Origin of the sequence: Azospirillum sp. Sh1 (assembly GCF_008365135.1) — a bacterium.
Lineage (GTDB): Bacteria > Pseudomonadota > Alphaproteobacteria > Azospirillales > Azospirillaceae > Azospirillum > Azospirillum oryzae.
Genome location: NZ_VTTK01000040.1, coordinates 47,339 through 59,927 on the forward strand (window position 1 = coordinate 47,339; position 12,589 = coordinate 59,927).

The following is a 12,589-nucleotide window of genomic DNA, read 5'->3' on the forward strand; positions in this document are numbered from 1 at the left end:
GTGTGCGACGCGGTGAAGCGCCCCACACAGAACCGGTCGGGACAGGAATGGTTGCCGCAACCCTGACCATCGGCCAAACGGGGTCCTCAGCCGCACATGCCGCCACAGCAGGACCCGTTGCGCCGGGCCAGCAGCCGCTCGTACGCGATGCTGACCACGCCGGCCGGCGGGATCACGCCCTGCAGCAGCGACAGCACGTCGGCCTCCAGCGTGCCCGGCGGAACATCCGTCACCTCGCAGACCGAGGCGCCGCTGCCGTCCGGCCCCAGCCGCGCATCGGCCGCACCGATCGCCACGTCGCCGTTACGGTCGATGCGCACGCGCAAGCTGGTCGCCGCCGCACCCTCGGGCCGGGCGATGCGGACCTGCCAGACCTCGGGACCCTGCTGCAGATACTCCCAGGAGAAACCGGCGCCGAACAGGCTCAGCAACTGGTGGTGCAGCGGACGCGGGTCATGGTCGTTGACCAGCGAGAAGCCGTCGCCGGGCGTCAGATCCTGTACCGACTGGAAGATCAGCTGGTGGCGCTGATAGGGCGGGATGGCGCGGAGATCGAGAACCGGTTCGGCCTGGGCAGTGGCGTGGGAGTTGGTGGTCGGCATCGTCGTCCGTCTGGTCTGTGGGGGAGCGGCAGGATCGCCATGCCCCCCTGTACCCCGGATCGCCGCCCCCTTCTTTGCTCCAGCACAAACGCCGGAGAGGGTAGGGGGCGCTCAGCCGGCCGCCAGCGTGGTGCATGGATGGGGGATTGGCGGGGGACTACGGCTCGGCGTAGACGTTGGTCCCTATTGATGCCCGCCACGATCGCCGCCCGATGTTGTTTAAACACCACGCTGGGCATCGCCATCAGTTTCCTCGTGCCCGGTACCGCGTAACGAATTGGGCGACCTATGAGGCTGGCCTACGTCAGCGCGGCAGTTTGACCATCTGGTTCAGCGCGGAGGCCGTTCCCGCTCGCCTCAATGCATCACGCTGGCGACAATCGCCAGATCACTCATTGGTTCGCACCTTTACTGTTTGTGCGACATCCGGCGGGCGACTTCCTCGCCCAGTTTCATGACCGCGCCGATCGGGCGGATCATGACGACCAGATCGACGATCCGGCCCGCGCCGTCGAAGCGTAGCAGGTCGATGCCAGTGAACGGCGCGTCGGCGACGCGGCCACGGAATTCCAGCGCATGGCCCTCATCCCCGCCGAACCGGCGAGTGTATTCGAAATCCTCGAAGATTCCGAACACCAGGCGCAACGTGCCGACCAGCGCATCCGTCCCGCGCAACGGCTCGGCCTGCGCCGGGTTGTGATAGGTCACGTCGTCGGTGAGCAGCGCCGGCAGCGCGTCCCAGTCGCGGGTCGTCACGACGCGGAGCCATTCGGTGATTGTGGCTTGCACTTGATCGGTCATGGTGGTGTTCCTCCTGTTGCAGGTCTGGAGCGGCTCGGCGCCGTTCCATTCCGGACGTCAGCCGTTGGCGACGACGACCAGCTTGCGGTTGACGAATTCCTTGATCCCGACATCTCCCAGCTCGCGGCCGTAGCCGGACCGTTTGATGCCGCCGAACGGGAGTTCGGGGCGCGAGGTGGTCGGTGTGTTGATGAAGACCATTCACGTCTCGATCTGCGAGGCGAGCGGGCCGTGCAGCGTGGTCGCGTCGAGCGGATCGCCCATGGCTGCGCCCTGCATGGCGCCTACGAAGGCCTGAGTGAAGGCGTCGGCGATCCCGCGCTGGACGATGAACCGTTTTGCCCCGGTGCGGATCTGACCGGCGTTGCCGAGCCGCGCGAAGATGCCGCCTTCGACCGCCTTGGCCGGATTGGCATCGTCGAGCACGACAAACACATCGCTGCCGCCCAGTTCCAGCGTCGACGTCTTCAGCATCTCGGCGGCGCGCGCACCGACCTAGGCATCCGAATGGTCGTCGAACTCCCTGACCGTCTGTTCGGTGTACGGGTTGACGGTACGATAGGCCATGATGGTCTCCCGTGTCGGGTAAGGGGGTCAGCCGCGGTAGCGGGAGGCTGGCTCGGCATTGCCGAAGCCCGCGGCGAGCGTGGCGCGCGCCTGTTCGAAGGCATCCCAGGCAGCGACGTCCGGCACCGGCGGAATGGTGACGAGTTCCTTGCGGTCGAACCCGATCAGCGCGGCATCGACCAGATCCTCGACCTCCATCACGCCGTTGATCTTGCTGATGTCGCCCCCGGCGCGACCGTAGATCTCGGTGCGGGTGGCGGCAGGCAGGACCGCCTGGACGTAGATGCCCTTGTCGGCGAATTCGGCGTGCAGGCTCTGAGACAGCGTCAGCATGAACGACTTGGTCGCGGCATAGGCGCCGGGCGCGTATTCGGGCAGGAGCGCCAGCACCGAAGCGACGTTGACGATCGCACCGCCGCCGCGTGCGACCATGCCGGGCAGCGCCGCATGCGCCAGGAAGGTGGGCGCCAGCACGTTCAGATCGAGCATCTGCGCCAGCTTTGCGCGCGGGGCCGCCGCGAAGCCGCCGAGCACCGCCATGCCGGCGTTGTTGACGAGGATGTCGACCGGCATGCCGCTCGCAAGGCGATCCTGCACCGCGTCCAGCTGTGCCGTATCGGTCAGGTCGGCAGCCAGCACCTCGACCGTGGTGCCGTGCGCGGACCGCAGCTCCTCCGCGAGCGCGGCGAGGCGGCTGGCATCGCGCGCGACAAGGACAAGGTCATGGCCGCGCGCGGCGAGCCGGCGCGCGTAGAGGTTTCCGATGCCGCTGGAGGCGCCGGTGATGAGAGCGACAGTCATGATGATGAACCTTGTGTCTGGGGGATCAGGCTTCGGCGAGGAGCTTGTCGACTTCGGCGGTGAAGTCGGCGGCGTCTGGACATAGCGGACGGTCGTGTTGGCGGCGCGTACCGTCGATGGTGCGAGCCCTAAGCCAATGACGGCAGCGGACGCCGCGGTGACGCCGAGCAGTCCGCGTCGTGACAGGATCGCGGACACGAGATCGCATTTCCCGTCGCCGTCATCGGCATGCGGGGGGATGAAAACCGCAGTCATGGTCGGTCCTTTCGGAAATTGCTCCTCGGCGCGTCAGTCGCGCGTAAGCAGCTGCATCATCGGGAAGTGCTCGTAATGCCCCACCCCCGCCTTCACGATCGGGTCCTGCGCGGTCAGCGCCGCGATGTCGGCATCGTCCTCGATCTCCCACAGCGCAACGCCATAAGGTCCGGCGGGGTCGGCGACGGGTCCGTGCGCGACGATCTGGCGGGTCTTGCGCAGTTCGGTTTGCCAGTCGCCATGCTGCTGGAACAGCGCCTTTTCCTCATCGGTGATGGTCTGAAGGAAATCCGCACGCGGCGGAACCCACTTGGTCAGATAGGCTTTCATGGGAGCACTCCTTGGTGATCGGGAATGGAGAGCATCTCACCCCATCCGCAGCAGGATGCGCACGAAGCTGTGCAAGAAATTGACAAAAGCTGGATAGACCATCGATGTGCCCGAGAAGCGAGACAGGAAGAACACCGGCTTCTCCTTCGAAGGTCTCGTTACCGCTAGATCGCGTTTGCTACGCTTTTGAGGATCGCCCCCTCGAACATTTTTGGGGCATAGTTTTGCAGGAAGAGGAACATGCCGGTCATCTTGCCCACCGGGTTGCTGAATTTGGGGTCCTTGGCATCGATGAGCTGAGCAATCTTCTTTACGACGGCATCAGGGCTTTCCGCATCGTCGATCCCCTTCTGCGTCGCTGCATCGGTTTTGCGGCGATAGCTGTCGTAGTCGCTGATCGCCCCAGTCGTCGCCTTTACCGCATTGGCACCAAGGTTTGTCTTGAACCAAACCGGTTCTACCATGCTGACCTTGACGTTGAATGGGTTCAGCTCGAAGCGTAGCGATTTGAAATAGCCCTCAATGGCATGCTTCGACGCCGTGTAGAAGGAAAGATTGGGCGGGCCGATCAGGGCAACGATCGAGCTTACCGTGATGATCTTGCCAGACCGCTGGCGCCGGAAATGCGGCAGGATGGCATTGGTGACCTTCACGGTTCCCCAGAAATTGGTCTCGAACTGCTTCCGCGCCACATCGAGCGGCGTCTCTTCGGCCAGACCGGTCACCATGTAACCGGCATTGTTCACCAGGACATCCAATTGTTTGACGTGTTGGAACAGTTCATCCGGAAACGCCTGGATGGAAGCGTCATCGTCGATGTCGAGGGTGAGGAGTTTGAAAGGGACTTTTCCGCTATACTTTGCGGGGTCCCGGCTGGTACCGATGACATTGAAGCCCTGCTTGTGGAGCATATTTGCGAGCATCAAGCCGAAACCCGACGACGCGCCGGTAATGAGAACAGTCTTCGTCATGTCGTTGCATCCATCGCATCAACGCGGTGAGAAGGATTGAGTGAAAGCAGATATGCCGGACAGAGCGGCTATTTTCACTAGCGGAACATGCCAAAGAAAATTCCAATCACGCCAATCTGGGGCGCGGCGCCACTTTGATGTGGCTGGATGCCAAGCCTTGGTGCCAGCAAACCTCCTGCAAGATTGGCGCGATCCGCGATTGTTCTGGCATGATCCGCAATATAAAATCGCGCCATGACGAAAGCAGACGCCGCATTGTCCGGTCGGTCAACAACTTCCCGGGATTATGCCGTTTGGCCGGGCTGGCGCTTGCTGATGCAGGATGCCGGCTTGGCCACGGCCCCGGTTCTGCGCCGCGCTGATCTGCCCGGCGATCTGTTTGCTCGTGATCACGTTCGCTTGTCGTCACAGGAATTCTTCAGGCTGTGGGTAGCCATCGAGGATGAGGCCCGATCGCTAGACGCTACGTTGCCTGCCCCTCTGCGCATTGCAAAGGTCATGACCAGTGACTGGTTTGATCCGGAATTGTTCGCCGCCTTGTGCAGTGCCAATCTCAGCACCGCAGTCGAACGCATGGCGAAATATGTGCGATTGATTGCACCGATGACGTTCAACGTCGCACGAGCTTCGTCGAGCGCGACGCTCACGATCGATTTTCTTGATCAAACGAAAACACCGCCTAACGTATTCCTTGCCTTTAAGCTCGTTTTTTTGTCCAACTCGCACGCCTTGCCACGCGCACAGCAATCGCCCCGCTGAAAGTGACGTGGCCATCTGCTGTCGATACATCGGATGCTGATGCTGCCTTGTACAAGAATTTCTTTGGCGTTCCGGTTGAAGAAGCAGATGCGGCGACAATCGTCTTTAAAACCGACGACTTTGATCGCCCGTTCCTAACTGAGAACCACAAACTTTGGCAGTTTTTCGAACCATCGCTACGCCAAAGGCTGGCGGATCTTGATCGAAATGCCAGCATGGTCGAGCGGGTCAGAAGCGCCTTGCTTGAAGCTTTACCCGCCGGTGAAGTCTCGATGCAATCAGTTGGGAAACGGCTGGGAGTGGGCACGCGCACACTTCAGCGCAGGCTCCAACAAGAAGGCACCTCATTTCAGCATACTCTTGATGCTGTGCGATCCTCGCTTGCCGAGCATTATTTGCAAAAGACAATGATGTCGAGCGCTGAGATTGCGCTTTTACTTGGATTTGAAGACGCAAACTCTTTTGTTCGTGCCTTCCGAGGATGGACTGGAACCACGCCGCAAGCTGTTCGACGTGGTACTAGCTTGCCGGATCGTATTGGCGCGAATAGTAATAGCGCTTCGATGGAACACGGATTGAAAGAAAAAAGCACGGAAGAGAGAACCCATCTGCGTTAAATACTGACAAAAGAAATGCCTCATGCGCTGCCTTGTCCTCGGTTCAGTCGTTGATCCGTTGACTTTGCACATACTACCGGTTCCCGCTGAGCATGCGGATGGTCGAGGAGATGCTGGCGGCCCGCGGCATCACGGTAAGCTATGAGACGGTGCGCCAATGGGCCCGGAAGTTCGGTCCCGAGTTCGCCACCCGGTTGCGCCGGCGGGCACCTCGGCGCGGCGACAAATGGCACCTCGATGAGGTGGTTCTGACCATTGGCGGCCGCAAACACTATCTGTGGCGGGCCGTCGGCCAGGATGGCTTCGTGCCTGACGTGCTGGTCCAGAGCCGGCGCAACACCAAGGCGGCCAAGCGCTTGCTGCGCAGGTTGCTGAAACAGCAGGGCCAGGCACCGCGCATGCTGATCACCGACAAACTGAAATCCTACGCCGCCGCCAAGCGGGAACTGGCCATGGGCGGGGAGCACCGCCAGCACAAGGGGCTGAACAACGGGGCTGAGAACTCCCACCAACCCACCCGGCGGCGCGAACGGCAGAGGAAGCGCTTCAAAGACCCCGCCCAGGTCCAGCGCTTCCTGTCGATTCACGACCAAATCGCCAATCTCTTCCATCTCCGCCGCGACCACCGCCCCGTCACCGACTACCGGAAGGCCCGCGCCCAGGCGTTCCAGGTCTGGGCCGAGGTCGCCGGCGCGCCGCTGGCGGCGTAATCAGCAGGCCGCTGCCGTCCGCCGCGCCCTCGCTCTGCCCGGTTGTCGACAAGTTGACGGTGCCAGTTAACGATATTGCGACCGGGACAAGTGCTTGTTTCTATGAGATTTGCGAGTAAAGGCTATTTGGATCGCTGACAGCAGGGTCAGATCACCGCGAGCAGGCCGCCATCGACGGTAAGGGCATGGCCGGTGACGTAGCTGGACAGGTCGGAGCCGAGATAGGCCACCGCGTCGCCGATCTCCGCCGGCTGGCCCAGGCGGCGCAGAGGCGTGCGCTGACGGAAGCCTTCCGACGCCTCGGCGATGCCGGGAGCCGTTCGCAGCAGCACCGTGTCGATGGTTCCCGGTGCCACCGCGTTGACGCGGATACCGTCGGGCCCCAGCGCATCGGCCAGCGACTTCGCCATCAGGACCACGCCGCCTTTGCTGGTCGAATAAGCCACCGTGATCCCGGCGCCGGCGATGCCGCCCATGCTCGCCATCAGCACGATGCTGCCGGCCTTGCCCTTGGCCTTCATCTGGCGGGCCGCCGCCTGGGCACCGAACAGGACGCCGTCAAGGTTCACCGCCATCAGTCGCCGGTAATCCTCCTCCGGCACCTCGGCGCCGTCGGTCCGCAGCGTGATGCCGGCGTTGGCGACGAACACATCGACGCCGCCGAACTCCTCCGCCGCCGCGACCAGGGCGTCGTTCTCGGCGCGCTTGCTGACGTCGGTCTTCACGAAACGGGCGGCTCCACCCAACGCCTTGATTGCTTCGGCAGTCGGTTCGCCGCCTTCGCGCGGCGTCTCCGTCACGTCGGAGACGATCACCGCGCGGGCACCATGCTCGGCCGCGCGCAGCGCGATCGCCCGGCCGATGCCGCTCGACGCGCCGGTTACCACGACCACCTTGCCGTTCAGAATATTGCTCATGATTGACCTCGCGAGGAGAGAAGGGGCGCCGGATCAGTCCGGCGCACCAGCCGGCTGGGTGGTGGAAGCGGCTGCGGGCAGGGCGCCCAGCTGTTCAAGCAGCTTGTAGAGGTTGGCGACGCCCCAATGCTCGACGATCCGGCCGTCACGCACGCGCATGGCGTCCACCGTCTCGAAGGCGATGACCTTGCCGGTGGGGGCAATGCCGAGGAAGGACCCCTCGTGGGTGCCGTGATAGGTCTTGTAGGTGGTGACAAGATCGCCGTCGGCGACCTACCAGTGGATGTCCGCATGGAAATCCGGGAAGGCGGCGCGCAGGGCCTTGTACAGGCGCAGCGTGCCGCCCCGGTCGGGCGTTCCGCCCGGTTGCGGCGTATGGTCGATGTAATCGGGGGCGAAGAGTTCCTCGAACAGGGCGTAGTCGCCACGGCCCTGGACCTCTTCGGTGTTGCGACGCACGACGGCGATCGCCGCCTTGCTCTGGGGCGTGCTGGACATCGCGGGATCCTTGGTGGTTTCGCTTCAGCCGAAGAGTTTGGCGGCGGTCCGGGCGACGAGTTCGCCTTGGTGGCGGGCGCCGGCCAGGTCGATCTCGGACGGTTGGCGGGACCCGTCGCCGGCGGCAATCGTGGTGGCGCCATAGGGCGCACCGCCGACGATCTCGCTGCTGCTCATCTGGCCCTGGTGGCTGTAGGGCAGGCCGACGATGACCATGCCGAAATGCAGCAGGTTGGTGATGATGGAGAACAGCGTGGTCTCGTTGCCGCCATGCTGGGTGGCGCTGGAGGTGAAGGCGGCACCGACCTTGCCGTTCAGCGCGCCGCGTGCCCACAGCCCGCCGGCCTGGTCGAGGAAGGCCGCCATCTGCGAAGAGATGCGGCCGAAGCGGGTGCCGGTGCCGACGATGATGGCGTCATACTGCTCCAGCTCGGCCACCGTGGCGACCGGTGCGCTCTGGTCGAGCTTGAAGTGGGCGTTCTTCGCCACCGCTTCCGGCACCGTTTCCGGCACGCGCTTGACGTCCACCGCAGCGCCGGCGCCGCGCGCGCCTTCGGCAATGGCATGGGCCATCGTCTCGATGTGGCCGTAGGACGAGTAGTAGAGGACGAGAACCTTGACCATGAAAGCGATCCTTTTCTCGGTTGGTGCGGATTGCAGCGGTGCAGGAGAGGGGCCGCGGGGGCCGCGGCAGTCCTGCCGGCATGCGTTCACCGTCACGATGCTAAGCGGCCCGTCTGTGGCCGCACGACCGACAATTCGTCACCGCGCGGATGACAAAGCGTCAGCCGCGCCGGTTTGGGGCTCAGGAGCGCAGATTGGCGAGGTGAAGGGCGAAGGCGCTTTTCATCGTTGCGAGCGGATCGGCCGCCATGGCCGGGGAAACACAGCGGCCCTCGGCGAAGGCCGAAGACAGGCCATAAAGCTGGGCGCCGCTCGCGACCGCGGCGATGGAGGGGTCGGGATCGCCCCTCAGCGCCCCCGACGACGCCGCCGCACCGAACCACGCGAACCAGTAGCCGGTCATCTCGTCGATCTGGTGCTGGGCATCCGCAGACCGCGGCAGGCTGGCGCAGGACGCGGTGATGATCTGCATGTGGACGGGGTGGGCGTATGACCAGGCGAGATACGCATCGCCGGCGGCGCGGACGCAATCCAGAGGATCGGATTGGGACAGGAAGGAGGCTTCGACCGCGATCCGCAGGCTTTCGACCGCCTTGTCGACGACGGCCAGCATCAGGTCGGCCCGGTTCTTGAAGTGCTTGAACGGCGCGGAGGACGACACGTCGACGCGGCGCGCCGCCTCACGGACGGAGACCCCCTCGATCCCTTTTTCGCGGACGATGTCGAACGTCGCGTCGACCAGCGCCTCCGCCAGCTTGCCATGGTGGTAGGGACGAGGATCGCCGGCAGGAAGTTGCTTGCGGATGGTCATCCGATGCTCCGGAGTGCAACGTCGGATGCAGGGGGCGGGATTTGGCCGGTCTCGAACATTCCCGGGGGAGTGCGCGTGGTGAAGGCGTCGCTGGCCGTTCTCAGATGTGTGAGAAGCGCCTCAGTCCTGGCGTTGGGGGCGCTGCCCGGCTGGCAATACGCATAGGTGCAGGCGAAGCCCGCATGCCAGTCGCCCAGGATGCGGACAAGCCGGCCTTCCTCCAGCTCGGTCGCGGCCACGAAGCGTGGAAGCTTTGCGATGCCGCCGCCCTGAACCGCCGCCATCAGCACCATCATCGGCGTGTTGAAGCTCAGATGCCGGCCCGCCTCGATGGCGACCTTCTGCGTGCCGCGGTTGAAGAACCAGGGTGCCCGGCGGCGTTCGCTGGTCTCGTCGAGAAGAAGCGTGTGCCCCGCCCCTGTCAGCTCCATCGGCGTCGATGGCGCCGATTTCGCCCGCAGATAGGAGCGCGAGGCGCAGAGTATCGATTCGCTCTCGAACAGCGGCTCCCCGGCCGCCCCCGGCCAATCGGCATCGGCGAGGTGCATCGCCAGATCGAATGGTCCGGCACCGGGATCCAGTGGCCGTTCCCGCACCTCCAGCCGCAGGTTCACGTCCGGATGGGCTTCGGTGAAGCTTCGGATGACGGGCAAAAGGAAGTGGCTGGAAGCGGAATCGGCGTTCAGCCGGATCGTACCGGCGAGGCCACCGTTCGGCGAGCGTACGGCGCTTGCGGATTGGGCGAGCTGTTCCAGCAGGGGCAAGGTCTGTTCGTAGAACCGGCGGCCGTCGTCGGTGATCCGGATTCCCTGCGGGGTGCGGTGAAAGAGGCGGGTGCCAAGTCGCTCCTCAAGCCGGCCGATCGCCCGGCTGACCCCGGAGGTCGTCAACCCGACGACCTCCGATGTCCGGACGAAGCTGCCTGTCTCGACAGCGGCGGCAAATACACCGACGCCGCTGATTACCCTACCGTCGAACCGTGTCATCTGACCTCTCCCGGGCTTTTGTTCGAACCGGCGGCCGGTCACGTCCTTCGACGCGGTGCGGAGCGCAGTCTCTGTCCCAGGATAGGGTGCATGCGACGGGCGGGCGGGTGCCAGCAATCATCGAACCAGCACAACGAAATTTTAAAACACATATATTTCAAAAGGTTAGGCTTGAGCCTGGCTTTGAACGGGCTTTCGCCCCCCAACGGGGGCGTTGCCAAAGTAAGCATTTGAACACATTGTTTCCGCCGGCCTGCATGATTTGGTGAACAAGGGTCCATGCTCAACTCCGCAGTCATCGTCCCCCGTTCGCCCGCCAAGGGTGAGCATCCCGCTCCGTCATCGGGTTCACCGTCATGAACACCGAACCTGAACTCGGCGTCGATATCGGGGCGCTGTCCGCACGGCTTCGGTTCAATCCGGAAGACGGCTGCATCTGGCTTGAACGCGAGCGTATGCTGCTCGTCCATCTCTCCGCCTACGCTGCCTTCCGCAAGGAACTGATCGAGGCGGTGGGGCAGGAGGCGGCGAAGCGGATGCTGATGCGCATGGGCCATGCCGGCGGCAGTTCCGACGGGGCGCTGGCGCGCCGCGCCCGGCCGGAATCGGACATGCTGACCAACTTTCTGGCCGGGCCGCGGCTGCACGCGATCGAAGGCATGGTGGTGGTGGAGCCCGTCGCCCATTCCTTCGATCCGGCGACGAACTTCCAGGCCGGGGAATGGATCTGGCGCAACTCGATCGAGGTCGAGGCGCATCTGAAGGAACATGGCCTGAGCAAGGAACCGGTGTGCTGGAGCGCCATCGGCTATGCGACCGGCTACACCAGCGTCTTCATGGGCCGCCCGATCCTGTACCGCGAGGTCGAATGCCGGGCGATGGGCCATGCGCAATGCCGCATCGTCGGCAAGCCGGCCGAGCTTTGGGAGGATGGTGCCCGCGACGACCTGCAGAACGGCCTGTGCCTGTCCGAGCCGTGGAACAGCGACACCGACCATTGGGAGCGGACGGCCGGAGTGGCGGCCCCGGCGCTGGAATGGTCGGACGGCCGGCTGCTGGGCATGTCGCCGAACTTCGTCTCCACCATGGATTTGATCGGCAAGGTCGCACCGACCGATGCGCCGGTGCTGCTGGTCGGCGAGGCGGGGGTCGGCAAGAAGTCGAGCGCACGCGCCCTTCACCGGTTGAGCAAGCGCGCGCGTCAGCCCTTCGTCCATTTCAGCTGCTCGGTGGCGAGCGGCGACGCGCTGGACGCGGAGTTGTTCGGGCTCGAGAAGGGGGCGTTGGCCGGGGCCGCGGTGTCGCGCAACGGCCGGGTGGAGCGGGCCAACGGCGGGACCCTGTTCCTGGAGGACGTTCATTGCCTCGACGCGCGGGCGCAGGCGAAGCTTCTGCGGGTGCTGCAGGCCGGCGAGGTGGAGCGGCTCGGCGGCGGCCAGCCGCGCCCGGTGAAGCTGCGCGTGATCGCCGCATCGACGCCAAGGCTGATGGCGGCGGTGCGGGACGGCTGCTTTCGCGAGGACCTCTATTACAAGCTCAGCGCCTTTCCGATTCGTCTGGCGCCCCTGCGCGAACGGCGGTCGGACATCCCTTTGCTGCTGAAGCATTTCGTTACGGAATTCGCCGGCCGCCACGACAAGCGGATCCGGTCGGTCGCCCAGAGCGCCATCGCGTTCCTGCTGACCTACGAGTTTCCCGGCAATATCGCCGAACTGGAGAGCATGATCGAGCGCGCGGTGATCCTCGCGCCCGACGCCGGAACGATCGACCTGTCGCACCTCTCCTCGCCGCTCGATCAGGACAGCCCGCGCTTCTTCAGCGTTTCGCGGGCGGGCCGGCTGTCGATGGGCGGGACGGAGGAGCCGGCGGCGACGGATGGCACTCCCTCGCTCGACCGGCTTCTCGACGGCAATTTCTCGCTCGAGACCTTCGAGAACGAGATCATCGCACGGGCGGTCGAGCGTGCATCCGGCAACCTCAGCGCCGCCGCCCGTGAACTGGGAATGACGCGCCCCCAGCTCGCCTACCGGTTCCGCAAGAGCCGCGGGGTGGAAGAGGACGAAGCCAGGGACGCATTCTAGAACGGCACGGCTCCACTATGCCGGCTCGAACCCGCCGATCGTCATGCCGCCATCCACCACCAGCATGTGACCATATACGTAGCTGGCGCGGTCGGAACACAGCCAGACCGCGGCTTCGGCCACCTCCCGTGGGTGGGCGGCGCGCTTGGCCGGGATTGCCGCCGTGGCGTTGGCGGCGAAGGGTACGCCTCCGGTGAGTGCCGCCTTGGCAAAATAGGGTCCGACGTCTGAGTTTTGCGTGGCGCGTCATTGCGCGGAC

13 protein-coding genes and 4 pseudogenes are annotated in these 12,589 nt (G+C 64.5%); 4 read left to right on the top strand and 13 right to left on the bottom strand.

What is annotated here, in order from left to right:
* Positions 1-86 precede the first annotated feature (86 nt).
* The 7 genes and pseudogenes from FZ029_RS27730 to FZ029_RS27755 form a co-directional block, all read right to left on the bottom strand.
* Positions 87-602 carry a DUF2249 domain-containing protein gene (locus tag FZ029_RS27730; RefSeq protein ID WP_149272882.1) on the bottom strand — a complete coding sequence of 172 codons (516 nt, stop codon included), beginning with the start codon at positions 600-602 and terminating at the stop codon, positions 87-89.
* 408 nt (positions 603-1,010) lie between these two features.
* Positions 1,011-1,403 (bottom strand): nuclear transport factor 2 family protein, encoded by a 393-nt coding sequence (locus FZ029_RS27735; RefSeq protein WP_149272883.1) that lies wholly within the window; start codon positions 1,401-1,403, stop codon positions 1,011-1,013.
* A gap of 57 nt (positions 1,404-1,460) precedes the next feature.
* The gene (locus FZ029_RS33360; protein ID WP_211104240.1) at positions 1,461-1,604 is read right to left on the bottom strand and encodes an aldehyde dehydrogenase family protein; all 144 of its coding nucleotides are present in this window, start codon (positions 1,602-1,604) and stop codon (positions 1,461-1,463) included.
* A pseudogene (locus FZ029_RS33365) lies at positions 1,605-1,883 on the bottom strand (aldehyde dehydrogenase family protein); the annotation flags it as partial. It abuts the gene before it with no gap.
* A gap of 114 nt (positions 1,884-1,997) precedes the next feature.
* Entirely contained in the window at positions 1,998-3,026 is a 1,029-nt protein-coding gene (locus tag FZ029_RS27745) for an SDR family oxidoreductase (protein WP_247892535.1), read from the bottom strand.
* 33 nt (positions 3,027-3,059) lie between these two features.
* Positions 3,060-3,356, bottom strand: a complete 297-nt coding sequence (locus FZ029_RS27750) for a YciI family protein (protein ID WP_149272884.1) — start codon at positions 3,354-3,356, stop codon at positions 3,060-3,062.
* Positions 3,357-3,520: 164 nt separating this feature from the next.
* Positions 3,521-4,327 (bottom strand): SDR family NAD(P)-dependent oxidoreductase, encoded by an 807-nt coding sequence (locus FZ029_RS27755; RefSeq protein WP_149272885.1) that lies wholly within the window; start codon positions 4,325-4,327, stop codon positions 3,521-3,523.
* A gap of 234 nt (positions 4,328-4,561) precedes the next feature.
* Here FZ029_RS27755 and FZ029_RS33370 point away from each other — a divergent pair, with 234 nt between their 5' ends.
* The 3 genes and pseudogenes from FZ029_RS33370 to FZ029_RS27765 form a co-directional block, all read left to right on the top strand.
* Positions 4,562-5,086: an AraC family transcriptional regulator ligand-binding domain-containing protein gene (locus FZ029_RS33370; protein ID WP_211104242.1), complete on the top strand. Its 525-nt coding sequence runs from the start codon at positions 4,562-4,564 to the stop codon at positions 5,084-5,086.
* A gap of 47 nt (positions 5,087-5,133) precedes the next feature.
* Positions 5,134-5,703: an AraC family transcriptional regulator gene (locus tag FZ029_RS33375; protein ID WP_211104243.1), complete on the top strand. Its 570-nt coding sequence runs from the start codon at positions 5,134-5,136 to the stop codon at positions 5,701-5,703.
* Between the two features lie 71 nt (positions 5,704-5,774).
* Positions 5,775-6,413: pseudogene (locus FZ029_RS27765) on the top strand (IS6 family transposase); the annotation flags it as partial.
* 146 nt (positions 6,414-6,559) lie between these two features.
* On the opposite strand, the gene FZ029_RS27770 reads toward FZ029_RS27765, so the two are convergent.
* From FZ029_RS27770 to FZ029_RS27790, 5 genes and pseudogenes are all read right to left on the bottom strand, one after another.
* Positions 6,560-7,330 carry an SDR family oxidoreductase gene (locus tag FZ029_RS27770; protein WP_149272886.1) on the bottom strand — a complete coding sequence of 257 codons (771 nt, stop codon included), beginning with the start codon at positions 7,328-7,330 and terminating at the stop codon, positions 6,560-6,562.
* Positions 7,331-7,363: 33 nt separating this feature from the next.
* A pseudogene (locus FZ029_RS33735) lies at positions 7,364-7,828 on the bottom strand (ester cyclase).
* Between the two features lie 24 nt (positions 7,829-7,852).
* Positions 7,853-8,452: an NAD(P)H:quinone oxidoreductase gene (gene wrbA, locus FZ029_RS27780; RefSeq protein ID WP_149272887.1), complete on the bottom strand. Its 600-nt coding sequence runs from the start codon at positions 8,450-8,452 to the stop codon at positions 7,853-7,855.
* A 181-nt stretch (positions 8,453-8,633) separates the two neighbouring features.
* Positions 8,634-9,263 carry a TetR/AcrR family transcriptional regulator gene (locus FZ029_RS27785; protein ID WP_149272888.1) on the bottom strand — a complete coding sequence of 210 codons (630 nt, stop codon included), beginning with the start codon at positions 9,261-9,263 and terminating at the stop codon, positions 8,634-8,636.
* On the bottom strand, positions 9,260-10,249 hold the full coding sequence (locus tag FZ029_RS27790) for a LysR family transcriptional regulator (RefSeq protein WP_149272889.1): 990 nt from the start codon (positions 10,247-10,249) through the stop codon (positions 9,260-9,262). The genes FZ029_RS27785 and FZ029_RS27790 overlap by 4 nt, the downstream gene beginning before the upstream one ends.
* Positions 10,250-10,605: 356 nt before the next feature.
* On the opposite strand from FZ029_RS27790, the gene FZ029_RS27795 reads away from it, so the two are divergent.
* Positions 10,606-12,330, top strand: coding sequence for a sigma-54-dependent Fis family transcriptional regulator (locus FZ029_RS27795; RefSeq protein WP_149272890.1), 1,725 nt, complete (start codon positions 10,606-10,608; stop codon positions 12,328-12,330).
* A 15-nt stretch (positions 12,331-12,345) separates the two neighbouring features.
* On the opposite strand, the pseudogene FZ029_RS27800 reads toward FZ029_RS27795, so the two are convergent.
* Positions 12,346-12,516: pseudogene (locus FZ029_RS27800) on the bottom strand (SDR family oxidoreductase); the annotation flags it as partial.
* Between the last annotated feature and the right edge of the window lie 73 nt (positions 12,517-12,589).

Coding starts and splice junctions, on each gene's coding strand:
- FZ029_RS27730 (WP_149272882.1), bottom strand. CDS start 602: ATGCCGACCACCAACTCCCACGCCACTGCCCAGGCCGAACCGGTTCTC.
- FZ029_RS27735 (WP_149272883.1), bottom strand. CDS start 1,403: ATGACCGATCAAGTGCAAGCCACAATCACCGAATGGCTCCGCGTCGTG.
- FZ029_RS33360 (WP_211104240.1), bottom strand. CDS start 1,604: ATGGTCTTCATCAACACACCGACCACCTCGCGCCCCGAACTCCCGTTC.
- FZ029_RS27745 (WP_247892535.1), bottom strand. CDS start 3,026: ATGACTGCGGTTTTCATCCCCCCGCATGCCGATGACGGCGACGGGAAA.
- FZ029_RS27750 (WP_149272884.1), bottom strand. CDS start 3,356: ATGAAAGCCTATCTGACCAAGTGGGTTCCGCCGCGTGCGGATTTCCTT.
- FZ029_RS27755 (WP_149272885.1), bottom strand. CDS start 4,327: ATGACGAAGACTGTTCTCATTACCGGCGCGTCGTCGGGTTTCGGCTTG.
- FZ029_RS33370 (WP_211104242.1), top strand. CDS start 4,562: ATGACGAAAGCAGACGCCGCATTGTCCGGTCGGTCAACAACTTCCCGG.
- FZ029_RS27770 (WP_149272886.1), bottom strand. CDS start 7,330: ATGAGCAATATTCTGAACGGCAAGGTGGTCGTGGTAACCGGCGCGTCG.
- wrbA (WP_149272887.1), bottom strand. CDS start 8,452: ATGGTCAAGGTTCTCGTCCTCTACTACTCGTCCTACGGCCACATCGAG.
- FZ029_RS27785 (WP_149272888.1), bottom strand. CDS start 9,263: ATGACCATCCGCAAGCAACTTCCTGCCGGCGATCCTCGTCCCTACCAC.
- FZ029_RS27790 (WP_149272889.1), bottom strand. CDS start 10,249: ATGACACGGTTCGACGGTAGGGTAATCAGCGGCGTCGGTGTATTTGCC.
- FZ029_RS27795 (WP_149272890.1), top strand. CDS start 10,606: ATGAACACCGAACCTGAACTCGGCGTCGATATCGGGGCGCTGTCCGCA.